Origin of the sequence: Primorskyibacter marinus, from assembly GCF_003313245.1 — a bacterium.
Lineage (GTDB): Bacteria > Pseudomonadota > Alphaproteobacteria > Rhodobacterales > Rhodobacteraceae > Primorskyibacter > Primorskyibacter marinus.
On record NZ_QJSD01000005.1, the window covers coordinates 1 to 23,496 of the forward strand.

Annotated in this window: 18 protein-coding genes; 7 read left to right on the forward strand and 11 right to left on the reverse strand. The window is 62.0% G+C overall.

Annotation, left to right across the window (positions count from 1 at the left end):
* A partial coding sequence (gene glyA, locus DMZ65_RS09100; RefSeq protein ID WP_232824945.1) for a serine hydroxymethyltransferase occupies positions 1–1,276 on the forward strand: 1,276 nt, incomplete at its 5' end.
* A gap of 430 nt (positions 1,277–1,706) precedes the next feature.
* Here glyA and DMZ65_RS09105 read toward each other — a convergent pair.
* Positions 1,707–2,279, reverse strand: a complete 573-nt coding sequence (locus DMZ65_RS09105; RefSeq protein ID WP_116598607.1) for a GcrA family cell cycle regulator — start codon at positions 2,277–2,279, stop codon at positions 1,707–1,709.
* A 119-nt stretch (positions 2,280–2,398) separates the two neighbouring features.
* Between DMZ65_RS09105 and DMZ65_RS09110 the strand changes: the two genes are divergently transcribed.
* Complete coding sequence (locus DMZ65_RS09110; RefSeq protein ID WP_116598608.1) at positions 2,399–3,208, forward strand: ABC transporter permease; 810 nt, start codon at positions 2,399–2,401, stop codon at positions 3,206–3,208.
* Here the strand turns inward: DMZ65_RS09110 and DMZ65_RS09115 are convergent.
* From DMZ65_RS09115 to dapF, 4 genes are all read right to left on the reverse strand, one after another.
* The gene (locus DMZ65_RS09115; RefSeq protein WP_116598609.1) at positions 3,198–4,079 is read right to left on the reverse strand and encodes a DMT family transporter; all 882 of its coding nucleotides are present in this window, start codon (positions 4,077–4,079) and stop codon (positions 3,198–3,200) included. The two genes, DMZ65_RS09110 and DMZ65_RS09115, sit on opposite strands and share 11 nt — an antisense overlap.
* A gap of 119 nt (positions 4,080–4,198) precedes the next feature.
* On the reverse strand, positions 4,199–4,891 hold the full coding sequence (locus tag DMZ65_RS09120) for a CDP-alcohol phosphatidyltransferase family protein (RefSeq protein ID WP_116598610.1): 693 nt from the start codon (positions 4,889–4,891) through the stop codon (positions 4,199–4,201).
* 49 nt (positions 4,892–4,940) lie between these two features.
* Positions 4,941–6,197 carry a tRNA (N(6)-L-threonylcarbamoyladenosine(37)-C(2))-methylthiotransferase MtaB gene (gene mtaB / locus DMZ65_RS09125; RefSeq protein WP_116598611.1) on the reverse strand — a complete coding sequence of 419 codons (1,257 nt, stop codon included), beginning with the start codon at positions 6,195–6,197 and terminating at the stop codon, positions 4,941–4,943.
* Positions 6,194–7,039, reverse strand: a complete 846-nt coding sequence (dapF, locus tag DMZ65_RS09130; RefSeq protein WP_116598612.1) for a diaminopimelate epimerase — start codon at positions 7,037–7,039, stop codon at positions 6,194–6,196. Before dapF ends, mtaB begins: the two co-directional genes overlap by 4 nt.
* Positions 7,040–7,236: 197 nt before the next feature.
* On the opposite strand from dapF, the gene modA reads away from it, so the two are divergent.
* A complete protein-coding gene (gene modA, locus DMZ65_RS09135; protein ID WP_116598613.1) occupies positions 7,237–8,007 on the forward strand; it encodes a molybdate ABC transporter substrate-binding protein in 771 nt (256 codons plus the stop codon).
* A 95-nt stretch (positions 8,008–8,102) separates the two neighbouring features.
* Here modA and betA read toward each other — a convergent pair whose 3' ends face one another.
* The 5 genes from betA to betI are packed head-to-tail and all read right to left on the reverse strand — an operon-like array spanning position 8,103 to position 13,576.
* Positions 8,103–9,761, reverse strand: a complete 1,659-nt coding sequence (betA, locus tag DMZ65_RS09140; RefSeq protein ID WP_116598737.1) for a choline dehydrogenase — start codon at positions 9,759–9,761, stop codon at positions 8,103–8,105.
* Positions 9,761–10,009, reverse strand: a complete 249-nt coding sequence (locus DMZ65_RS09145; RefSeq protein WP_232824946.1) for a DUF6552 family protein — start codon at positions 10,007–10,009, stop codon at positions 9,761–9,763. Before DMZ65_RS09145 ends, betA begins: the two co-directional genes overlap by 1 nt.
* Positions 10,010–10,014: 5 nt before the next feature.
* A complete protein-coding gene (gene betB / locus DMZ65_RS09150) occupies positions 10,015–11,475 on the reverse strand; it encodes a betaine-aldehyde dehydrogenase (protein ID WP_116598614.1) in 1,461 nt (486 codons plus the stop codon).
* 23 nt (positions 11,476–11,498) lie between these two features.
* Complete coding sequence (gene betC / locus DMZ65_RS09155; protein ID WP_116598615.1) at positions 11,499–13,007, reverse strand: choline-sulfatase; 1,509 nt, start codon at positions 13,005–13,007, stop codon at positions 11,499–11,501.
* A complete protein-coding gene (gene betI, locus DMZ65_RS09160) occupies positions 13,004–13,576 on the reverse strand; it encodes a transcriptional regulator BetI (RefSeq protein ID WP_116598739.1) in 573 nt (190 codons plus the stop codon). Before betI ends, betC begins: the two co-directional genes overlap by 4 nt.
* 105 nt (positions 13,577–13,681) lie before the next feature.
* Between betI and choX the strand changes: the two genes are divergently transcribed.
* The 4 genes from choX to DMZ65_RS09180 all read left to right on the forward strand — a co-directional run bounded on the left by choX (position 13,682) and on the right by DMZ65_RS09180 (position 18,706).
* Positions 13,682–14,602: a choline ABC transporter substrate-binding protein gene (gene choX / locus DMZ65_RS09165; RefSeq protein WP_116598616.1), complete on the forward strand. Its 921-nt coding sequence runs from the start codon at positions 13,682–13,684 to the stop codon at positions 14,600–14,602.
* 87 nt (positions 14,603–14,689) lie between these two features.
* Positions 14,690–15,526 (forward strand): choline ABC transporter permease subunit, encoded by an 837-nt coding sequence (gene choW / locus DMZ65_RS09170; protein WP_116598617.1) that lies wholly within the window; start codon positions 14,690–14,692, stop codon positions 15,524–15,526.
* Positions 15,523–16,554 (forward strand): choline ABC transporter ATP-binding protein, encoded by a 1,032-nt coding sequence (gene choV / locus DMZ65_RS09175; RefSeq protein ID WP_116598618.1) that lies wholly within the window; start codon positions 15,523–15,525, stop codon positions 16,552–16,554. The genes choW and choV overlap by 4 nt, the downstream gene beginning before the upstream one ends.
* Positions 16,555–17,107: 553 nt before the next feature.
* Positions 17,108–18,706: a hypothetical protein gene (locus tag DMZ65_RS09180; protein ID WP_116598619.1), complete on the forward strand. Its 1,599-nt coding sequence runs from the start codon at positions 17,108–17,110 to the stop codon at positions 18,704–18,706.
* 212 nt (positions 18,707–18,918) lie between these two features.
* On the opposite strand, the gene DMZ65_RS09185 is transcribed toward DMZ65_RS09180, so the two are convergent.
* Positions 18,919–23,415, reverse strand: coding sequence for a calcium-binding protein (locus tag DMZ65_RS09185; RefSeq protein WP_116598620.1), 4,497 nt, complete (start codon positions 23,413–23,415; stop codon positions 18,919–18,921).
* Positions 23,416–23,496 lie beyond the last annotated feature (81 nt).

Consider the following 23,496-nt stretch of genomic DNA (forward strand, 5'->3'; position numbering starts at 1 on the left):
CACAGGATTTTTCACTGAACCGCTTTCTGATCGTGACGCGGATGTATTTGCCGCGATCACGGGCGAGCTTGGCCGCCAGCGCGACGAGATCGAGTTGATCGCCTCCGAGAACATCGTCAGCCGGGCGGTGATGCAGGCGCAGGGCTCTGTGCTGACCAACAAATATGCCGAAGGCTATCCGGGCCGGCGCTATTACGGTGGCTGTGACTGGGTCGATGTGGCCGAAAACCTTGCCATCGACCGCGCCTGCCAGCTGTTTGGCTGCGGCTTTGCCAATGTGCAGCCCAATTCCGGCAGCCAGGCCAATCAGGGCGTGTTCCAGGCGCTGATCAAACCCGGCGACACCATCCTGGGCATGAGCCTCGATGCGGGCGGTCACCTGACCCATGGCGCGCGGCCCAACCAGTCGGGCAAATGGTTCAACTCGGTCCAATACGGCGTGCGCGAGCAGGACAATATGCTGGATTACGATCAGGTTGCGGCGCTGGCGGCGGAACATAAGCCCAAGCTGCTGATCGCCGGTGGGTCGGCGATTCCGCGCCGGATCGACTTTGCCCGGATGCGCGAGATCGCCGACAGCGTGGGTGCCTATCTGCTGGTCGACATGGCGCATTTCGCCGGTCTCGTGGCCGCGGGCGAACATCCCAGCCCCTTCCCGCATGCGCATGTCGCCACCACGACGACGCATAAAACCCTGCGCGGGCCCCGCGGCGGCATGATCCTGACCAATGACGAGGAGATCGCCAAAAAGGTCAACTCGGCGATCTTCCCCGGCATCCAGGGCGGCCCGCTGATGCATGTGATCGCGGCCAAGGCGGTGGCTTTCGGCGAGGCGCTGGACCCCTCCTTCAAGACCTATGCCAAACAGGTCATCGCCAACGCGCAGGCGCTGAGCGACCAGCTGATCAAGGGCGGGCTGGACACGGTCACCCACGGCACCGACACGCATGTGGTGCTGGTCGACCTGCGGCCCAAAGGCGTGAAAGGCAACGCCACGGAAAAGGCCCTGGGGCGGGCGCATATCACCTGCAACAAGAACGGCGTGCCATTCGATCCCGAAAAGCCGACCGTGACCAGCGGCATCCGGCTGGGCAGCCCCGCCGGTACCACACGCGGCTTCGGTGAGGCCGAATTCCGCCAGATCGCCGACTGGATCATCCAGGTGGTCGACGGCCTCGCAGCCAACGGCGAAGACGGCAACACAGAGGTCGAAGTCAAGATCCGCGCCGAAGTCGAAGCGCTGTGCAAACGCTTCCCGATCTACCCGGACATCTGAAGCGGCATCCAGCACCTGCCCCCAGACAGGCACCGGGGGCGGGGCATAACTTTCCGGCGGACATTCTGACAGGAAACGATGCAGAGACGGGCCGTCCAGAACCAGTCGACCGAGGCTAGAAAACCATATTCCAGCCTCCGTCATCCCGAACCCCGCCTTCTCTCGCCAGCCCCTCTTTCAAATTCTCATTGGCAAAAATACTCCGGGGAGTGTGAGGGGCTGGCCCCTCACTCCCGGACCTATCCATGCAACAGAGCTTGGGTCTGCTACCGACCGGGGGCGCGAGGCGGTTCGCCTCGCGCCCCCGGTCGGATCGCTTTGCGATCCGAAACTGTGTCAAAAGCAGACGGATTGTAAATTCTCAGATCTCAGGGTGCAGGCCGCGTGGCGAGACTATGGCAGACCCATGGCGCTGCAATCAGTCTGCGTCCTAGCGCTTGCGGTCGCGACGCGAAGACATGGGCTGGAACGCCACGCCGACATGCGCCTCGCAATAGGGCTTGCCTGCTTGTACAGGTAGACCGCAGAACCAGAAGTTATCCGTCGCCGGATCGCCCACGGGCCATTTGCAAGTCCGCTCTGTCAGCTCCATCAAGCTTATTTTCTTGGCCTTTTTCTCGATCTCGCTGACCTTGGCCAAAGCCTCGGGGCTGATCTCGTTGGCCGAAGGCTGCGGCGGCAGGGGCTGGCCCGCGGGGATGATCGCCTTGCGGATATGCGATACCACCGGACGGGTCTCGGGCGCGGGCGCTTCGACGGCGGGCTTGGGTTTGGTTTCCGCCTCGGGGACGGGTTTGGGCTTGGCTGCCGGGGCGGCGGGCTTTGGCTCTGTCTTGGCAGGGGCGGGCGTCGCGCCGGCACGGTTGGACAGGCCCAGCCGGTGGACCTTGCCGATCACGGCATTGCGGGTCACGCCGCCAAGCTCTTTGGCAATCTGGCTGGCAGACTGGCCTTCGCTCCACATCTTCGTGAGCAGCTCGACACGTTCATCGGTCCAGGACATGGAAATTCCTTAGGCAAAAGGCGGCCACACTTGGGGGCCGCCGGTAAATTCGGATCAGCCCCTATTTTAATCACTGAGCAACGAGTTACAAGGCTAACGCAACCATTGCGGAGAATGAGATGAGCACTCGACAGGGATTGGCACAGGGCGTCAGGCGGTTCGGACGCTGGAACACCCTTGGGCTGTATACACTTTGTGAACGCGAGGTCCTGCGTTTCGTGGTGGTCTGGACCCAGACCTTGCTTGCGCCGCTGGTCACGTCGGGGCTGTTTTTGCTGATTTTCACCATCGCAATCGGTCCGCGGCGGGGCGATGTGATGGGCGTGGCCTTCACGGATTTCATCGCACCGGGCATTCTGATGATGACAGTCATCCAGAACGCGTTCACCAACAGCGCGTCCTCGATCATGGTCTCCAAGGTGCAGGGCAATATCGTCGACACGCTGATGCCGCCGCTCAGCCCGGCCGAACTGGTCGTGGGCTATATGGTGGGCAGCATTGCGCGCGGGCTGATCGTGGCGCTGGCCATCGCCCTGGGCCTGGCGCTGGCAACTGGGCTTGTTCCGGCCCATGCGCTTTGGATGCTGGTATTCGTGATCCTGGGATCGGCCCTGATGGGCGGCATTGGCGTCATCGCGGGTGTTTTTGCGCAGAAATTCGACCAGATGGCGGCAATCACCAACTTCATCATCACGCCGCTCGCTTTCCTGTCGGGCACCTTCTACTCGGTCGATGCATTGCCTGTCGGCCTGCGCGAGATCACCCATGTGAATCCGATTTTCTATCTGATCGACGGCGTGCGCTACGGGATGATCGGCGTGTCCGACAGCCCTCCCGCACTGGGTTTGGCGGTCTCGGTGTTTTCTGTTGCCGTTGTCAGTTCCATCGCCTGGATGCTGTTTCGAAACGGGACCCGGCTCAAGTCCTGATCCGGGCCTCGCGCCACGCCAACAGGGCCGCCCCGGCTATAATGACCGTGGCGCCGGTGACAGAGATCGCATCCGGCACCACCTTGAACACGACAAAGTCGTAGAGCGTCGCAAAGACCAGCGAGGCGTAGAAAAACGGTGCGACAAAGCTGGCATCGGCCCGTGCCATGGCATTTACGAAACAGAACTGCGCCGAGGCCATTAGAAGCCCGATCCCCGCCAGCGCCACCCATTGCTGCCAGCTGGGCGGGTGCCAGACGGCAATCACCGCGAGACTGGCAATGCCCAGCCCGATGGCGTTGTTGATAAACAGGATTTGCAGCACCGGTTCGCGGCCTGACAGGCGCTTGATAAAGATAAGCTCTGCCCCAAGCATCACCGCCGCCGCCAATGCCAAAAGCGTCGCAGGCCGAAAACTGTCGGGCGCGGGGCGCAACAGGATCGCCATGCCGATCAGGGCGATCAAGGCTGCGCTCCAGCGCACCGGGCCCACCTTTTCGCGTAGAAAGATGATGGCAAAGATCATCCCGAAGACCGGGTTGAGAAAGCTGATCGCGGTCGCATCGGCAAGCGGAATGAAGGCGGCGGCCGCGAACATCAACGTTACGCCACCCCAGCCGAACACAGATCGCGCTGCATGGGTGGACCATTCCGGACTGTGGATTTTTCTTTGTGTTGCCAAATACGTCACCGCGATGGCGAGGAAAGCAAACGCAAACCGGCCATGGCTGATCTGCAAAGGATGCAGCGGATCGCCAAGCGCACCCGTCCCGATGGCCTTGGCCAGCAAGGTTGTGCCCGCCGCGAAGGCAGAGGCGCAGAGCGTCAGAAGGGCTGCGAGGGCGGGATTGGCGGTGGTGGGAATGAACATGCGCGCCAGCTTTGCGGGACCTCGTGGCGATGTGCAAGCCTGTTTGCCGGGGTCGGGAGGGCAATGGGGCAGATTGTGGGTATGCGGTGACACCCCGCTCTGTCACTTGCGCTTGGGCGTTATTTTCGAGCGGTCACAAGCTGTTGCGTGATGCCTGCCCCCAACAGGTAGATCGACGTGGCCACCAGCCCCCAGATTGCCCAGCTTTGCGGATGAAAGTCGACCCAGGCTGCCCAGCCGGCGAAAAAGGTCCAGGCCAGAGCGATGGGCAGGGACAGGGCGCGCCAGCGATCCGTCCGCACGGGATGAATGAATTTCAGCGGCAGGAACATCGCGACCGACAGCACCGCGACCAGTGCAAGAATGATCCAGAAATCCGGACGCGTGGCAAAAAGCACGATCACCAGCATGTTCCAGCAGCCCGGAAACCCGTTAAAAGAGTTGTCCTCGGTCTTCATTCGGTTGTCGGCAAAATAGAGCGCGCTGGCAAAGGTGATCACGATGATCGCAAACCAGCCGGTCCAGCCCGGCAGCAGGTCGGATTTGAACAGCGCAAAAGCGGGGATGAACACATAGGTGAGATAGTCGATGATCAGGTCCAGCAGCACCCCGTCAAAGCGCGGCGCGTTGGTCTTGACGTCGTATTTGCGTGCCAATGGCCCGTCGACACCGTCGACCGCGAAGGCGACGACCAGCCAAAGAAACATCAGATCCCAGCGTTGGTCCGCAGCCGCCAGCATCGCCAGCATGGCAAAGACCGCCCCTGTGGCCGTCAGGAAATGAACGATAAGCGCACGCGTTTGAATGGTCATGGCACTGTCATGGCGCAAAACAGACGGGATTGTAAATCCCGCGCGGCGTTCACGCTGTCAGACGGTTGCCGTCACGCCCCACTATGGTTGCGGCGAGAATCTGCCCTTCGGCGTGATCTTGCGCAAACGACACCTCGGTAAATTGTTCGGTCCGTCCCAGTCGCGGCTTTTCCATCAGGATGCGGTGATTGCGGCCGACCTGCGCCTCAAGGTGGCGCTGCACCTGGGCGTCGCCGGCGGCGCGCAGCCGTGCGGCGCGCTCTTTGATGACGGTGCCGTTGACCTTGTTGGGTATGCGCGCGGCGGGCGTGCCGGGCCGCGCCGAGTAGGGAAAGACGTGCAGCCATGTCAGGCCGCAGTCTTCGACCAGCTTCAACGAGTTGGCGAAATGCTCTTCGGTTTCGGTCGGAAAGCCTGCGATGATGTCGGCGCCAAAGGTCATTTCGGGGCGCAGGCGGCGGGCTTCTTCGGTAAAGCGGATGGCGTCGTCGCGCAGATGGCGGCGTTTCATCCGTTTCAGGATCAGGTCGTCACCATGTTGCAGCGACAGGTGCAGATGCGGCATCAGGCGCGGTTCGGTCGCGATAGCCTGCATCAGGTTCTCGTCCACCTCGATTGAATCGATCGACGAAATCCGCAGGCGCGGAAGATCCGGCACCAGCTTCAGGATGCGCATCACCAGATCGCCCAGACGCGGTGTCGCAGGCAGATCCGCACCCCAGCTTGTCAGGTCCACGCCGGTCAGCACGACCTCGTTGAACCCCTTGTCCACCAGCCGCTTGATCTGGTCCACCACGACACCCGCAGGCACAGAGCGTGAATTGCCGCGACCGTAGGGGATGATGCAGAAGGTACAGCGGTGGTCACAGCCGTTCTGGACCTGCACATAGGCGCGGTGGCGGCCAAACCCGTCGATCAGATGTCCTGCCGTTTCGGTCACGGACATGATGTCATTGACCATCACGCGTTCGGTCTGCCCAATGAAATCCGCGGCGAGCGCGGTCCATGTGTCGGGGCGCATCTTTTCGGTATTGCCGATGACGTGGTCAACCTCGTCCATCGCGGCGAAGGTTTCAGGCTCGATCTGGGCGGCGCAGCCTGTAACGATCAGACGCGCATCAGGGTTTTCACGGCGCAGGCGACGGATTTCCTGACGCGCCTTGCGCACGGCCTCGGCGGTGACGGCGCAGGTGTTGACGATCACGGCATCGTCCAGACCGGCGGCTTCGGACAGCTCGCGCATCGCTTCGGATTCGTAGGCGTTCAGGCGACACCCGAGCGTGGTGAATTTGGGTGGATTGGTCATCGGACGCTGTCCAGAAAGGCGGGGGTCAACACGCCGTCAAAGACATGCGTGGTGGCTCCGGTCATCCAGACGCCATCTTCGCGCCAGTCGATTTCCAACGCGCCGCCATCCAGATCAACCCGCACCTTGCGCCCGGTCAGCCCGCGCCGCGCGGCGGCAACGGCTGTCGCGCAGGAGGACGACCCAGAGGCCAGGGTCGGCCCGACGCCGCGTTCCCAGACCCGCATCCTCAGATGATCGGGGCCGATGATGCTGGCGACCTGCACATTGGTGCGCTCGGGGTATAGCGGGTGGTGTTCATAGCGGGGGCCGAATTGGTCCAGCGGCACGGCCTCTGCATCCGGCACGAAAAAGGTGCAATGCGGGTTGCCCATGCCGGTGGCCGTCGGGCCGCCCTCGATCGGCAGTTCCAGCGTGTCCATTTCCTCGGCCAGCGGGATTTCATCCCAATTGAGCTGCGGCGCGCCCATATTGACCGAGGTGATCCCATCTCCCATGTCGCGCCCCGATAGCGTGCCGCGATCCGTGGTGAGGGTCAGGTTGTCGCGCCCGGTCTCGTCCATCAGGTAACGCGCGATGCAGCGGGTCGCGTTGCCACACGCCCCGGCGGTAGAGCCGTCGGAATTGTAGAAGGTCAGATGCGCATCACCTGTGCCGCGCGATTCGATCAGGGCAAGCTGGTCAAACCCCACGCCCCGGTGCCGGTCGGCTATGGCGCGTGCCAGTGCAGGTGTTACCGCAAACCGGCGCACACGGGCATCCAGCACGACAAAGTCGTTGCCCAGCCCGTGCATTTTCATGAAGGGCAATCCGGTCGTGTCACGCGTATCCATGGCGGGCATATACGCCTGTCCGGCGGCGCTTTCCAGAGGCGCGGGGCGTCACCGGGCGGAAAGACGACCGCTGATGGCGTTAATGACGCAGTGAAAAGGGTTGGACGGGTTGCGGCGAGGGAGCTTCGCGGCAATCCCGCTTGCGGCACGGGGCTTCGTCGTTCGGGACGCTTGCGCTTGGGGCGTGGCGCATTCATGTTGCGGGGATGATCCTTGTCCTTCGCCATATCCGCATGCTTTGCGCGCTATTGTTCTGTGTGGTTGCGCAATCGGTTGTGGCCGCAGAGGTGATGGTATTTGCGGCCGCCAGTACCAAGACCGCGCTGGATGATGTGGCCGAAGCCTGGCAGGCGGAGACCGGCAACCGGGCGGTGATCGCCTATGCCGGAAGTTCGGCGCTGGCGCGGCAGATAGAGCAGGGCGCGCCAGCGGATGTGTTCATCTCCGCCAATGTGGGCTGGATGGATGCTTTGGACGCGTCAGGCCTGATCGTCGAGGACACGCGTCGTGATTTTCTGGGCAACCGTCTTGTGTTGGTCGCGCATGGGCAGGCGGATCCGGTCGAGATTGCGCCGGGCATGGATCTGGCAGCAATGCTGGGTGACGGGTGGCTGGCGATGGCGCTGGTCGAGGCCGTCCCGGCGGGCATCTACGGCAAGGCGGCGCTGGAAACGCTGGACCTGTGGCCGTCGGTCGAAGGTCGGGTGGCGCAGACGGATAATGTGCGCACGGCACTGGCCCTGGTTGCCACGGGAGAAGCGCCGCTTGGCGTTGTCTATGCGACCGACGCCGTGGCAGAGCCACATGTCAGCGTGATCGGCATCTTTCCGGAGGACACCCACCCGCCTATCGTCTACCCGTTGGCGGCGATGTCCGAACGCGATACCCCTTTGACAGTCGCGTTTCTGGATTTTCTGCGCTCGGATGCGGCACGCATGATCTTTGAGCGTGAGGGATTCGGGCTGCTACCGGACTGAACTCGCGACGTATCGGTGCTTGGGATGGGTGATTGGGTCAGGCCGGCGCGAGGCCCCGGCTCGGGGGCCGGGGCGGGTTTCGCTGTGGCGCGGGGTCATCGCTGCGCCTTCTCCCAATCCGGATGTATCCAGGGCTGTGCGTTGGAAGGGGCCAGCATCGCGCCGCCCAGGATATGATCGGCGGCCTTTTCGCCGACCATGATCGATGGCGCGTTGAGATTGCCGTTGGTGATCTGCGGAAAGACAGAGCTGTCGGCGACGCGCAAACCATCCACGCCGATGACACGGGTTTCGGGGTCCACAACGGCCAAGGGATCGTCGCCGCGCCCCATCCGGCAGGTGCCGCAGGGGTGATAAGCGCTTTCGACATGTTCACGGATGAACCCGTCCAGTTCAGCATCGCTTTGGACATCTGCGCCGGGCTGGATCTCCTTGCCGCGATAGGGCGCAAAGACGTCCTGTGCAAAGATCTCGCGCGTCAGACGGATGCAGGTGCGGAATTCGTCCCAGTCATCGGGGTGAGACATGTAGTTGAACAGGATATTCGGGGCGTCTGCCGGATCAGCGGAGCGCAGCGTGACCGCGCCGCGCGATTTGGATCGCATCGGGCCGACATGGGCCTGAAAGCCATGGCCTTCGGCGGCAACCTTGCCGTCATAGCGCACGGCGATGGGCAAGAAGTGGAACTGGATGTCGGGATAGTCGATGCCTGCGCGGCTGCGGATGAAGCCGGCGCTTTCGAACTGGTTGGACGCGCCAAGCCCGGTGCGGGTGAACAGCCATTGCGCGCCGATCATCGCCTTGCCCATCAGGTTCCAGTGCTTGAACAGGCTGACCGGTTGGGTTGCGGCCTGCTGGATATAAAGCTCCAGATGGTCTTGCAGGTTCTGACCGACGCCCGCACGGTCGGCGACGACCTTGATCCCGTGTTCTGCCAGATGCGCGGCGGGGCCGATCCCTGACAGCATCAGCAGTTTCGGTGAATTGAGCGACGACGCGGCGAGGACCACCTCGGCCCGCGCCCCGATCACTTCGGTTGCGCCGCCACGCGTGACCTCGACACCTGTGGCGCGGCCCTCTGTGATCACCACGCGGCGGGCGAGCGCACGGACCAAGGTGCAATTCTCGCGCTTCAGCGCCGGGCGCAGATAGGCGTTGGCGGCAGACCAGCGCTGGCCCTTCCAGATCGTCGCGTCATAGGGGCCGAAGCCTTCTTGCTGCCGACCGTTGTAGTCATCCGTAATGGGGTATCCGGCCTGATGGCCTGCCTCGACAAAGGCGCGGGTCAACGGATTGGTGCGCGGCCCCCGGCTGACATGCAAGGGGCCGTCCGTCCCGCGCCAGTCAGGGTCGCCGCCATGGCCGCCATCGTGCCAATGTTCCAGCCGCTTGTAATAGGGCAACACATCGGCATAGGACCAACCGCTTGCGCCCATTTCGGCCCAGGTGTCAAAGTCGCGCGCGTGCCCGCGCACATAGATCATGCCGTTGATCGAGGACGATCCGCCGATCACCTTGCCGCGCGGAACAACCAATTGCCGGCCGCCAAGATGCGGTTCCGGCGCGGTGTGATAGCCCCAGTCATAGCGCGCCATGTTCATCGGATAGCTGAGCGCGGCGGGCATTTGGATGAACGGGCCGGCATCGGAACCACCATGTTCGATGACGATCACGGAATGCCCGGCCTCTGACAGCCGGTAGGCCAGCGCACAGCCTGCGCTGCCGGCCCCGACAATGACGTAATCTGCCTGCATCATGTACCTGCGGAGCCGAGATAGCCGATCAGAAGCGACACAAAAGCGCCAAGATGGACGACCATAATCGCACGATCCTTCCACATGGCACCGACGGCGAACCACAACACGATGCCCGCAAAGAAAAAGTAGATGTTCCAAGGCGTGTAGTTGAGGCCCGTCAGGCCGTAGCCGACCAGCTGAATAAAGGTTGCAAGCCATTTGACGAAATCGACTGGCCGCATTTTCGCTTCGGGAGGTTGGATCATGGTCATTAGAAGGGGGCCTCGCAGGGGGTCATGGCGACGTAGACGGATTTGACCTCGGACCAATGGGCGATGGCGGCATGGCCGTTTTCACGCCCGACGCCGGACATTTTGGAGCCACCAAAAGGTGCCTCGACCGGGGTCAGGTTGTAGGTGTTGATATAGCAGCTGCCCGCCTCAATCCCTGCAACCATGCGGTGGGCGCGGGTGATGTCGCGGGTGAAGACGCCCGCAGCAAGGCCGAAATCGGTGGCGTTGGCGCGGGTCAGCGCCTCTTCTTCGGTCTCGAAATCCAGCACCGACATGACCGGGCCGAATATTTCCTCGCGGGCGATGGTCATGTCGTCGGTGACATCGGCAAAGATCGCGGGTTCGATATAGAACCCGTCACGGTTCAGGCGATTGCCACCCGCGACCAGCCGCGCGCCCTCGGTCTGGCCTTTTTCGATATAGCCCAGCACGATCTCCAGCTGCCTCTCGCTGACCATCGGGCCGATCGTGGTTTCCATCTGCATGGGATCGCCGATCACGGCCCCTTGCAGCCGTTCAGCGAGGCGCGACAGGAATGCCTCTTTGATGCCTTCCTGCACGAAGACCCGCGTTCCGTTGGAGCAGACCTGCCCGGTGGAGTAGAAATTGGCGTTGATCGCGCCGGAAACCGCGCTTTCCAGATCGGCATCGTCGAAGATCACCAAGGGCGATTTGCCGCCCAGTTCCATCGTGGCATGTTTCAGCCCGGCAGCGGCGGCGGCGTAGACGCGTGCCCCCGTCGGCACCGATCCGGTCAGCGAGATCTTGGCGACGCGGGCATCGCCCACAAGCTGCGCGCCGACGGTGCCGGCACCCTGCACGACGTTGAACACGCCCGCAGGTGCCCCCGCTTCGGTCAGGATCTCGGCCAGCTTCAGCGCGCAAAGCGGGGTCATTTCGGACGGTTTGAACACCATCGTGTTGCCGCAGGCCAGCGCCGGTGCAGCCTTCCACGCCGCGATCTGGGTGGGGTAGTTCCACGCCCCGATGCCAACGCAGACGCCAAGCGCCTCGCGGCGTGTATAGACAAAGTCGCCCTCCGGGAGCTGGATATGCTCGCCCGCGATGCTGGCCGCGATGCCGCCGAAATATTCCAGCGCATCGGCGGCAGAGGTGGCATCGGCCACCAGCGTTTCCGACAGCGGTTTGCCGGTGTCGTAAGTCTCCAGCACCGACAGATCGTGGTTGCGCGCGCGCATGATATCGGCGGCGCGGCGCAGGATGCGGCCACGCTCTGTCCCGGACATGGCGGCCCATGCGGGCTGTGCGCGGTGCGCGGCGTCCAATGCGCGGTCCACAAGCGCCGGGGTTGCTTGGTGAAGCTGCGCGATCTCGGCCCCTGTTGCGGGATAGATCACCGGCAGAGATGCGCCTGCGGCATCGTCGACATAGGCACCGTCGATGTAATGGCTGGCAGTGGGTTGGGTCGGGTAGCTCATTTGATTTGCCTTTCAGGCCAAAGTCATTCGCCGCGCGGGAAGCGCTGGCTTTCTTCGACGTCGTTGAGGTCCATGTGGTTGCGCATGAAGCGTTCCGAGGCTTTTTGGAGCGGCTGGTAATCCCACGGATAGTATCTGCCGTTGCGCAATGCCTCGTAGACGACCCAGCGGCGGGCCTGACTTTGGCGCACATCGGCATCAAAGCGGTCCAGATCCCAGCGGGCATCGGCCTTGGCCTGAAGCTCGGCCAGCGTGCCGGCATGGGCCGGGTCAGCCGCAAGATTGGTCACCTCATGCGGGTCGTTTTCCAGATCGAAGAGCTGATCCGGGTCCAGCGCACAGCGGTTGTATTTCCATCGGCCAAAGCGCAGCGAGACCATCGGGGCGTAAGAGGCCTCGGCCGCGTATTCCATCGCCACGGGGGTGTCGCGTTTCGCGCCCTTGCCAAGGGGCACAAGGCTTGTCCCCTCTGTCCACGGGGCCACCTCTTCCATCGAGACGCCGGCCAGATCGCAAAGCGTTGGGCAGATGTCGATGTTGGACACCGGGTCCGTGACCAGACCCGGTTGCATGTCCGGGGCGCAAATCATCATCGGCACGCGCGACGACCCTTCAAAGAAGCTCATCTTGAACCACAACCCACGCTCGCCCAGCATGTCGCCGTGATCCGAGACAAACACGATGATCGCCTCTTGTCGGGTGCGGTTCAGCACGTCGAGGATCTCTCCGATCTTTTGATCCAGATAGGAACAGTTGGCGAAATAGGCACGGCGCGACCGACGGATGTCCTCGCGGGTGATGTCGAAGCTGCGCCAGTCATTGGCGTCGAAGATACGTTGCGAATGCGGGTCGTGATCCTCAAAAGGGATGGCACCGACCTGCGGTTCCAGATGGTCGCAATCCTCGTAAAGATCCCAGAATTCGCGGCGGGCGACATAAGGATCGTGCGGGTGCGTAAAACTGACGGTCAGGCACCACGGGCGGTCATCCTTGCCGCGCGCAAGGTCATAAAGCTTGCGGGTCGCGTTATAGGCGACCTCGTCGTCATATTCCATCTGATTGGAAATCTCGGCCACGCCCGCGCCGGTGACAGAGCCCATGTTGTGATACCACCAATCGATGCGCTCGCCCGGCTTGCGGTAATCGGGCGTCCAGCCGAAATCGGCGGGGTAAATGTCTGTGGTCAGCCGTTCTTCGAAGCCGTGCATCTGGTCGGGGCCGACGAAATGCATCTTGCCCGACAGGCAGGTGTGGTAGCCCGCGCGGCGCAGGTGATGCGCATAGGTCGGCAGGTCCGAAGGAAATTCGGCCGCATTGTCGTAGACCCCCGTGACCGAGGGCAACTGCCCGGACATGAAGCTTGCCCGACCGGGCGCACAAAGCGGACTGGCGGTATAGGCGTATTTGAACCGGGTGGACCGTGCAGCCAGCTTGGTCAGATTGGGCAGATGCAGGAACTCGGCGGGACCGTCGGGAAACAGCGTGCCGTTCAACTGGTCCACCATGAGGATCAGGATATTCGGTTGGCTCATGTCACGGCCTCGATTTCGTGGTCCAGCGCGTCCAGCACCAATGCTGTGGCGCTTTCGCCGTTCAGGCCCGCCGGGTTGAGCGCAAAGCGCAGATAAAGCCCGTCGATCAGCCCGCCGATCCGCTCTGCGACTGCCTGGGCATCTGCGCCGGTCAGAGGCTTGAGATCATGCACCAGATTCGAATGCAGGCGCCGCTGATAGACCCAGAGCAGCCGCTTTGCTTCGTCGGAACGCTGCGCCAGAACGTAGAAGTTCAGCCAGGCCGCAATCGCGGTGTTGCAGAAATTCGACGGGGTGAAACTGGCATGGATCAGCGCCCGAAGCCTTGCATGATGCCCGTCCGCGGTGGCAAGCGACTTGCGCACCTCTGTCGCATAAACTTTCAGCACGAAACGCATCGCAGAGAGGAACAGCCGATCCTTGTCACCAAAATAATGGAACGCCAGAGCCGAGGACACCCCGGCGCGTTTGGCAATCTTGCTGACCGTCACATCCAGCGATCCCAGTACGCCGATTTCTTCGATCGCGGCGATCACAAGTTCCTTTCTGCGTCTGGCCTCAATGCTCATCTGGGTCTCCGGCTGCCAGAAAAATGTTGTATTCATGACCCTAATCAGTGATTGATTAACTGGTCAATCAGGAAACGGGCCCAAGCGCCCGATAGGGAGATCCCAATGAAGCTATTTACTGCCACCTCTATTCTCGCGCTTGGCGCGGGTGCCGCATTCGCCAATTGTGACGAGGTCGTCATGTCCGATGTGGGCTGGACCGACATCACCGCGACCACCGCGGCGACCAGCGTCGTGCTGGAGGCGCTTGGCTATGAGACTGACATCAAGGTGCTGTCCGTCCCGGTGACCTATACCGCGCTTGAAGGCGGCGATGTGGACGTGTTCCTTGGCAACTGGATGCCCACGATGGAGGCGGACATCGCGCCCTACCGCGAGGCAGGTACTGTCGATACCGTGCGCGCCAACCTTGAAGGCGCGAAATACACGCTGGCCACGAACGCGGCTGGCGCGGCATTGGGGATCACCGATTTCGCCAGCATCGCCGAGCATCGCGACGCGCTGGACGGCGAGATCTACGGCATCGAGCCGGGCAATGACGGCAACCGCCTGATCCTGGACATGATCGAAGCCGATGCGTTTGGGCTGGACGGGTTCGAGGTTGTCGAAAGCTCTGAGCAGGGGATGCTGTCGCAGGTCGCGCGGGCGGATGGGCGCGACAAGCCGGTCGTCTTTCTGGGGTGGGAGCCGCATCCGATGAACGCCAATTTCGACATGACCTATCTGGAAGGCGGCGATGACTGGTTCGGCCCCGATCTGGGCGGCGCTACTGTCCATACCAACACGCGCGCCGGCTATGTTGAGGCCTGCCCGAATGTCGGCAAGCTGTTGCAAAATCTGCAATTCACGCTGACAATGGAAAACGAGATCATGGCGGCGATCCTGGATGACGGCGAAGACCCCGAGGATGCCGCCCGCACTTGGCTGGCCGCTCATCCGGACGCCTATGCAGGTTGGCTGGATGGTGTGACCACCAAGGATGGTGGCGATGCCGAAGCGGCGATTGACGCGGCGCTCAGCGAGTAAGTTCAATGGCGGGCGGCTTCCTGACAGAACCGCCCGCCGCGCCGTTCCGGGGGTAATGCCGGCGCGGCCACGCAGAAGGACGCCTGCATGGATTGGCTGACCGAAAACAAGATACCCGTGGGCAAGGTCGCCGGGGATGCCTTTGACTGGCTTGAGAGCCGGGGCGCGATATTTTTCGATTCCCTGTCCGACGTTCTGGAAGGCATGATCGACGGTATTCTGTGGGTGTTGCAAACACCGAACCCGTTGATTGTCATCGCCGCATTTGTCGTGCTGACATGGGTCTTGCAGCGCAATTGGAAGGTCTGCCTGTTCGTGGGGCTGGGCTTTCTGTTCGTGCTCAATCAGGATTATTGGGAAGAAACCACCGAAAGCCTGACGCTGGTGCTGTCTGCCTGCGTGGTGTGCATGGGGGTGGGCGTGCCCGTCGGCATCGCCGCGGCGCACCGGCCAAGGCTTTATGCCGCGATGCGTCCCGTGCTGGACCTGATGCAGACGCTGCCGACCTTCGTCTACCTGATCCCGGCCATCGTCTTTTTCGGCATCGGCATGGTGCCGGGACTGATCGCTACGGTGATCTTCGTGCTGCCCGCGCCGATCCGACTGACATGGCTGGGGGTCTCCTCGACTCCGCAGGCACTGCTGGAGGCCGCGCGCGCCTTTGGGGCCACGCCGCGCCAGACGCTGGTGAAGGTCGAACTGCCTTATGCCTTTCCGCAGATCATGGCCGGGTTGAACCAGACCATCATGCTGTCACTGTCGATGGTGGTGATTGCCGCGCTTGTCGGGGCAGACGGGCTGGGTGTGCCGGTGGTACGGGCGCTCAATCAGGTAAACACGTCACTGGGGTTCGAGAGCGGCTTTGTCATCGTTATCGTCGCCATCATCCTTGACCGTATGCTCAATGTAGGGACGCGCAAATGACCACGGCTGTTGAGATCGACAATGTGTCCATCGTGTTTGGAAAAAAACCGGCCAAGGCGCTGCCGTTGATGGATGAAGGTCTTGACCGGTCCGAGATCCAGACCAAGACAGATCAGGTTCTGGGTGTGCATGACTGTTCCCTGACCGTTGAAGAGGGCGAAATCCTCGTGCTGATGGGGCTGTCAGGGTCTGGGAAATCGACTTTGCTGCGCGCGGTCAACGGGCTGAACCCGGTCGCGCGCGGCGAGGTGCGGGTCAGTGACGGCGGACAGATGGTCAGCGTGACGGATGCCACGCCGCAGGGGCTTCGCAAGATCCGGCTAAGTCGCGTTGCGATGGTATTTCAGCAATTCGGCCTGTTGCCATGGCGTACCGTGCGCGAAAATGTCGGGCTGGGTCTGGAACTTGGCGGCATGGCCAAGCCAGAGCGCGCCAAGAAGGTCGATGAGCAGCTTGATCTGGTCGGTCTTGCCGATTGGGCCGAACGCAAGGTGGGTGAATTGTCGGGCGGGATGCAGCAGCGCGTGGGACTGGCCCGCGCCTTTGTCACTGACGCGCCGATCCTGCTGATGGACGAGCCTTTCTCGGCCCTCGACCCGCTGATCCGCACCCGCTTGCAGGATGAACTGTTGGACCTTCAGCAAAAACTGCAACGCACCATCATTTTTGTCAGTCACGATCTGGACGAGGCATTCAAGCTGGGCAATCACATCGCCATCATGGACGGCGGGCGCATCGTTCAGAACGGAACGCCCAAGGACATCTTCACCAATCCGGCCAGTGACTACGTCGCGGATTTTGTCGCCAATATGAACCCGCTGGGCGTGTTGACTGCCGCCGATGTTATGGAGCCGCTGGACTGTCAGCCCGCGCAACATATCGACGCTGGCGCAAGCGTGGAGGAGGCCATGCGCAGTATTGTCGACCTGGAATTGCCGTTGGCGGTGATTTCGGAAGGGCAGCCAATCGGGCAGATTACCAAGGCGGGCCTGATCAAGAGACTGCTCGACGCCAGACCTGATCAATAAACGGCCCAATCCTGTGAAACGTCCTAACCGTTCAGAAACGGGCCGTGCCGATTTGCGACAACCTCTGTGCAGGCATTGCCCGGAAAACAGCGCGCCACTTCGTCAAAAGCCGCCTACGCTGAATGAAGATGGGATCGATGTGTTCCCTGACGCATGACGACCTGCCTGTGGCCGTGACCGGTCTTGATGGGCATCGTGAAATTATGCCGATTCGGCGTGGGTCCACGACAACGACATGAATCCGACTTGCTGTCTTGAAAGCATTTTGGCCGGAAACCCCCTAAATGGCCCATGGGGCAAGCTATTGTAGAAGCTTTGCGACCAATCCAAGGACCGGTTCCGCTGAAATCGCAGATACGACCGCGGAATCTTGCGCGGTTCACGGTCGTTTCACGGTATACTCACTTTGCAGTCACGGAGGGGAGGCAGGCTGGCATCAACATATTCGAAACCACGCTGCCAGGGCGGCCTGCTGTTCACGACGTTTCGTATCAATCGTGACTCACAAGGCTGACGGGCAAGGCGGCGTGCCGCTGAACCGGGGGATGTCGAGATGACCGATCAAGCCAAGCTTAGTCAAACGCGGTTTCGCGTCATTGAAGGGGCGCGTGACGAAAGCGATTTCCGGATCGCACGCCGTGCCAAAGCGATGCGGCCCCTGCATGCAACGGTCGGCGTGTCAGAACTGGCGGCGGAAATGGCAGTAATCTACGCGCTGTCGCTGCTGCGCGATGTGGCGCTGACCGATCTGGAAAACCCGCATCACAGTGTTCGGATTGATGCGCAGACCTCATTCACGCTGCATGAATTGCTGTGCGAGTTGCGCAGCCTGCCATGGCTGGACCGGCATGCGGTTCCGTGCTTTGCCGAACAGCCCGATGATCCGGCCCGGCACACAGCGCAAGACGACGAACACATGCGCCGCGCAAGTCGGTGGAACAAGGATGGCCAACTGACCCTGCGCATGTTGGTGCGGGGGGCGACGCGGACTGACATCTGCGGGCCGCTGGTGTCACAGTTGATGCCAAGCCTTGCGCTTTCGCAGGCCCGCCCCGGCGGGGCTGACCGGGACCGTGTATTCGAACCTCTGCCAGCGCCTGATGCGCCTGCGGTGATCTGGAAGATATGGCTGAACGCAAAATGTCGCGCGGCAGAAACGCCTGCCGAACGGATGCCGAGGACGCTGCGTGAATTGGCGGTGGTCGGTCATCCGGCGTCGCCGGGACGCGCCGTCTTGGCGCTGGGGCTGGCGATGTCATCAATCGTGTTGCCACCTGTTCCGGCCCTGTCAGGGCGGGGATGGGGCGGTGCAGAACTCTTGTCGGTAATGGCAGAGGCAATCTTGCTTGCAAAACAGGCGTCGCGTGCGCAAGCCGCACTGGAGGGTCCAATGCCGCGACCGGCGCTGCTGGCCGCGCGCCTCTCGCTTGTGGCCGATCACGCTTCGGTTCCGCCCGCCAATCCGGCGGATGCCTCTTCTCGTCAGATCCTGGAGGAGTTGCGCCGTTTTGCGCCCCGTCTGTTGACATGGGTTGCCCGGCGCAATGCTGTCGATGGGTCCGCATCAACAGACAGCGCGGTGACCGTGGATGCGGGTCCGCGTCTGCCCCCGGCAACGCGCAGGGGCGACAATCTGATGGTGCCGCATCTGTCGCGGGGTGACGCGACGCTGCGTCTTTTGGATGCGCGGTCGCAGGGCACCGTCGCAGGCTCATGCCTGACCATTCTGAAAGCTGTTTACGCCGGTCCGCTGTCGGCCTTTTCCCACAGGCAACGGACCGGAAAAGGCGCGGCGCATATGGGTTCCTCCCCCCACATGCTGCCGTGCCGTCCGGGGCTTTCCGGCGATCTCGACAAACTGGCCTCGAACATGGTTCTGGGGCGGCTGGTCACGGGTGGCTATTTCCACTTGGAAAATCTGGCCGCGCTGCGCAAGGGAGAGCGTATCGCTTTGGCCTTGCTGTCGGAACTGGCCGAATCCGGTCGTGCGCAGGGCGATCTGGGCTTTATCTCCTTCGATGGCAAAGCTGTGCGGATCTCGGCACGGCGTCGTGCCTGCGGCTCTGTCCGGGCGGAGATTTCGATAAACGGTTGCCCTGTGTCTGACTTTGGCAACACTGGATCGCCGCGACCGGCACTGCGTGCCGTCTAAACGACAAGACACCTGTCCGCCCTTCGAGATGTCCCGACGCTTGTTATCGGATTTGGTCGCCATGGCCGGACATTCGCGCGGAGAATAGTGCCAGGGAAGGGCCATCGCGCTCGGCCCCTGTAATACCAAGACGCCAGTATGCGGCGGACACCCTCTGACGGATGCCCGGCGATCCGTGCGGGCAACAAGCGGAGCCTTGCGCCGTTTCGGCCTTACGCAATGTCATAGATCTGACCCTGGAGTTGCAGGTTGATCTCGTTTTGCGCGCCACCATCGACCAGCGCCCAAATGATCTGGCCTGCGGGCTTATAGACCACGAATGCCTCACGCGCCCCGCCGCCTGCGCCCGGTGTCTGAGCATAGCTGACGCGAAAATCGTCAACGCTGGCGCGGGCACCGAAAATCAGCACATCACCTTGCTGCGCGTCATAGTCGCGGACCCAGTCCGTCGCGTGCAGACGAATGCCGCCATGATAGAACTGGTCGGCACCGTTGCCGCCGGCAAGCCTGTCAAAGCCGAAGCCGCCATTGAGGAAGTCGCGCCCATCGCCACCGACAAGCATATCTCCGAAGTCAGACCCGGACAGCACGTCATTGCCATTGTTGCCGACCACCGTATCAGCGCCATGCCCGCCAAAGATGGTGTCATTGCCGTTTTGGCCGACAAGCCGGTCATTGCCAAATCCACCGACGATGAGGTCGTTGCCATCGCCGCCGAAGATCATGTCGCCTTGGTCTGCATCGCTGGTGCCGCCGATCAATTCGTCGTCGCCATCGCCACCGCTGATCGTATCCCGGCCATCCTCGCCGCGCAGAATGTCCCGGCCCGCGTTGCCGGTCATGCGGTCGGCCGCGCTGCCGCCGTCGATCACGTCATTGGCGGCGCTGGCATGGATGACGGTGGCGCTTGCCCCGCCGATCACGCGCTCGATGCTGTGGAATTCTCCGGTGTAGCTGCGATCGACCTGCACATAGCGGATCGAGAAGGTTTCGGCCTCCGCGCTGTCGGGACCGGGCAGAATGCGGCTTGCATCGTCGGAAGAGTTGGCAAAGGTCGGATTGGCCTCTTCAACCAGTTCCGGCGTCATGATCTGGCCGTTGAAGATCCGCGCCTCGCGGGTTCCGGTGTCGTCCCAGACTGGCTGATCCACCCGCAGCGTGGCCGAATATGTGCCTGCCACCAGATCCAGAGAGATGTCGCCTTCAATATTGCCCAAATCGATCGTGTCGATGCCTGCGCCACCGAAAAGCGTGGCATTGCCCTGATCCAACACAAAGGTGTCGCGTCCGGAACCGCCATAGGCCAGATCATCCCCCAATCCCAGGACCAGCACGTCGCCGCCTGCACCGCCGTCCAGCGTGTCGTTGCCCGCCCCGCCCGACAGGGCATTTGCACCGGCGTTTCCGGTGATGTGGTCGTTGCCCGCCCCGCCGATCACGTTCTCGATGCTGATCAGCCGGTCCGACCCATGCGCGCCGGATGCGGTCATCTGGTCAAGATTCACGACGACATTGCCAAAATCGGCGGCCAGCACATCGCCTGCGGTATTGCGCACGACCGCGTTGGCATAGGACACCGTATCGCGTCCGGTGCCGCCGTCCAGCGTGTCATTGCCCGCGCCGCCATGCAGAACGTCACGACCGGCCCCGCCAAGCAGGCGGTCATTGCCGGTGCCGCCGATCAATTCGTCATTGCCGCCATAGCCTTCGAGAATGTCGTTGCCGCCCAGCCCGATGAACCTTTCGCCGAAATCGCGCCCGATTATGCGGTCGGAGACATCGACAACGCCGATGACTTCCTCGATCCCGTAGACCATCGCGTCGATTCCGTTCAGCGTACCGGGGGTCGCCAATTCGCCGGTGCGCAGGTTCAGTTGCAACTGGCTGACAAAGCGCGAACTGGCATCCAGCGCCAGCGTGTCATATCCGCCGCCGCCGTAGATCGTGCCGTCCATCCGTCCGACATAGATGTAATCGTCGCCCTGATTGCCGTTCACCACATGACCGTCGCCGGAGGCATGTACATTCAGATGGTCATCGCCATTTCCGCCATAGATCTCGCCTTCGAGGTTCAGTTGCAGATAGTCGTCGCCATCCTGGCCGTACAGTATCGCTTCGGAACTGCCATCGTTGGAATTGGCGCGGATCAGCCGGTCTTCTCCGTCACCGCCAAACACCGTCACCCGGTCATTGCCGTCCAGATAGACCTCGTCGGCGAAGTCCCCGAGATAGATGTATTCCATGCTGTGCAGGTTTCCGCCCGAAAACGCCGACGTGGTGCTGGATCCGGAACTGGACGACGAGCCCAGATCGCCGGACTCGTCGGCAATGGCGGCGCTGATGCGGCTGCCGATGGCCCCTGACAGACGGATCGACCAGCGGGCATTGTCAATAAGCCGCGTATCCAGCGTGTCGTCGCCGCTGCCGCCGTCAAACGATCCGCGGTCTCCGGTCACCAGGATCAGGTCATCGCCAGTGCCGCCGGCCGCCTCTGTCACGCCTTCGGAACGGATCGTGTCATTGCCGCCACCGCCGTCAACGAAAAACCGGTCGCCGTAGCTGGCCAGTCGTCCGACAATGACGTCGTCCATGTCCGAGCCGACAAAGGATTCGATGTTGTCGAACCTGTCGGTTGCCAGAATTTGCGTGCCCGCATCATTCAGCCGCCGCACGATGCCGTTTTCCGCAAAGACCCTGAGCGGGCCCGAGGATTCCTGTGTGTCGATGCGGCTTTGGCTATGGTCTCGGCCGACGCGGTAGTTGTTCCACTGGCGCGAATAAATCAGCGTGTCAAAACCCTCGTTGCCGTCATAAACCTCGCCGCGTCGCCCGACGACCGTGCCACCGGCGACAAGTATATCGCTGTCCTCGCCGCCCGAAACGGTGTCATTGCCCGCGCCGCCGATCAGCAGGTCACGCCCGCCACCGCCCGAGATCACATCGTTGCCTTCACGCCCGTCAATGAAGTCGCGGCCCGAATTGCCGACAAGCCGGTTCCCCGCACCGTTACCGCGAAAATCAATGTCGCGATTGTCGTACATCTCGGCGTTTTCGATGCTGACCAGCACATCGCGGTCCGATCCGTCCCAGGCCTGACCGGTCACCAGATCCACCGTGGTGCGCGAATTTCCGGAGGCGTCGTTCTCGGCATAGATCCAGGTATCGCTGCCATTGCCGCCATTGACCGTATCGGCGCCCAGCAGCGTCACGAACGCATCGTCGCCTTCGCCGCCGGTCAGCGAATCCGCGCTGTTCGATCCGGTGAACCGATCATCGCCGCCCAGACCGAAAGCCACCAGCCCGTTGACGGCGGCATAGATGAAATCCGCATTCTCAGTTCCGGTGAAGGGCGAAGAGGTCACACGGAACACACTGTTGAACAGTTGGGTCTGGGTCAGCTTCACATCATTGAAGACGAATTGTTCGATTTCATAAGCGACCTCGACCCCCTGTCGCCCGCCGCCTTCATGCAGAAACACGATCGGCCCGTTTTCCTGCGGCCGCGAATAGCTGTAATTGATAAAGTTTTCTTCAAAGATCAGCCGATCCGTGCCCGCGCCGCCATAGACCGTATCATCCCCGATACTGGCATAGATCACGTCATGGCCGCCATTGGCCTGCACGAGGTCATTGCCCGCGCCGGGTTCCAGCACATCCGCGGTGTCCCGCCCGATCAGCGTATCGTCGTCTTGACTTCCGCCACGAATATTCCCGGTCGCGTCGCCGTCCAGCAGGTTGAAGATGTCATCGGTCAGGTCGTCGATAAAGCTGCTGATATCGGTGTTCCAGCCAAGCGACCCCAGGAATTCATCGACCTGCACAAACGCGCCGTCGATCTGCGCTTCGATCCGGTCCAGTACATTTGCACCGGGAATCAGATCGGCAATCTTGTCGGCAATCCGGTCCAGAACAGCGGTGATGCCCAAACTGTCGAGGATCCAGTCCACCACGGGCCTCACTGTGATATTGTAGATGAAGCCAACGGCGTCCAGCACCGGTTCCAGCGGGCGCAGCGCCGAATAGGCCGCGTTAAGCGGTCCGGACAGAAACCCGAGCGAGTCGTTGATGCGCGAAAAGGCCGATGCGACAGAGTTCATCGGCGAGAACAGCCCCGAGTAGAACTGCGCGCGAAAACCGTCGATCTCGGACTCGATGCCGTCATAGATGCCGTTCAAACGCTCCATCGCGGAATTGATCGGGCTGACCGTGGTGTCGACCGCGCGGGACAGGGGGTTGATCGAACTGCCCACGAAATCGAAAACAAGGATCATGTTATTGGCGCGATTGACCTCGATCTGAAGCCTTGCATTGCTGATCGCCAGTTTTGCGTCGAAATCCTCCAGCTTGTCTTCGGCATCCTCCAGCCGGTCAGGCCAGCCCGAACGCTCGATCCGTTCGTCCAGATCGCGAGCCTTGTCGCGGATGCGGATCGTGGCGGTCTCCAGCCGGTCAAGAACGCCGTCCATCACCTTGGCCACAGCCTTCATCGGCCCGACCTTTTCCAGCACTTTCAGCGAAAACTGCATAGAACGGATGGTGCGCAGGAAGTCGGTGGCCTGATCCTCGACATAGCCGGCGGCTTCCAATGCCTCCTGCGCGATCTCCACCGCGTCGAGCATGTTTTCAACCTCGTCGCGCAGGTCGGTGACATTCGACCGCGTGTGGTTGAGATTGGTTCTGTAGTCGAGAAGTTCTTGTCCGGCAGCCATTTGCAATTCCTCGGTTCAATCAACTTTTGCGCGGCACGAATTGCGCCGTGGCGGGAAAAAACCGCCAATGCGCACAAGTTT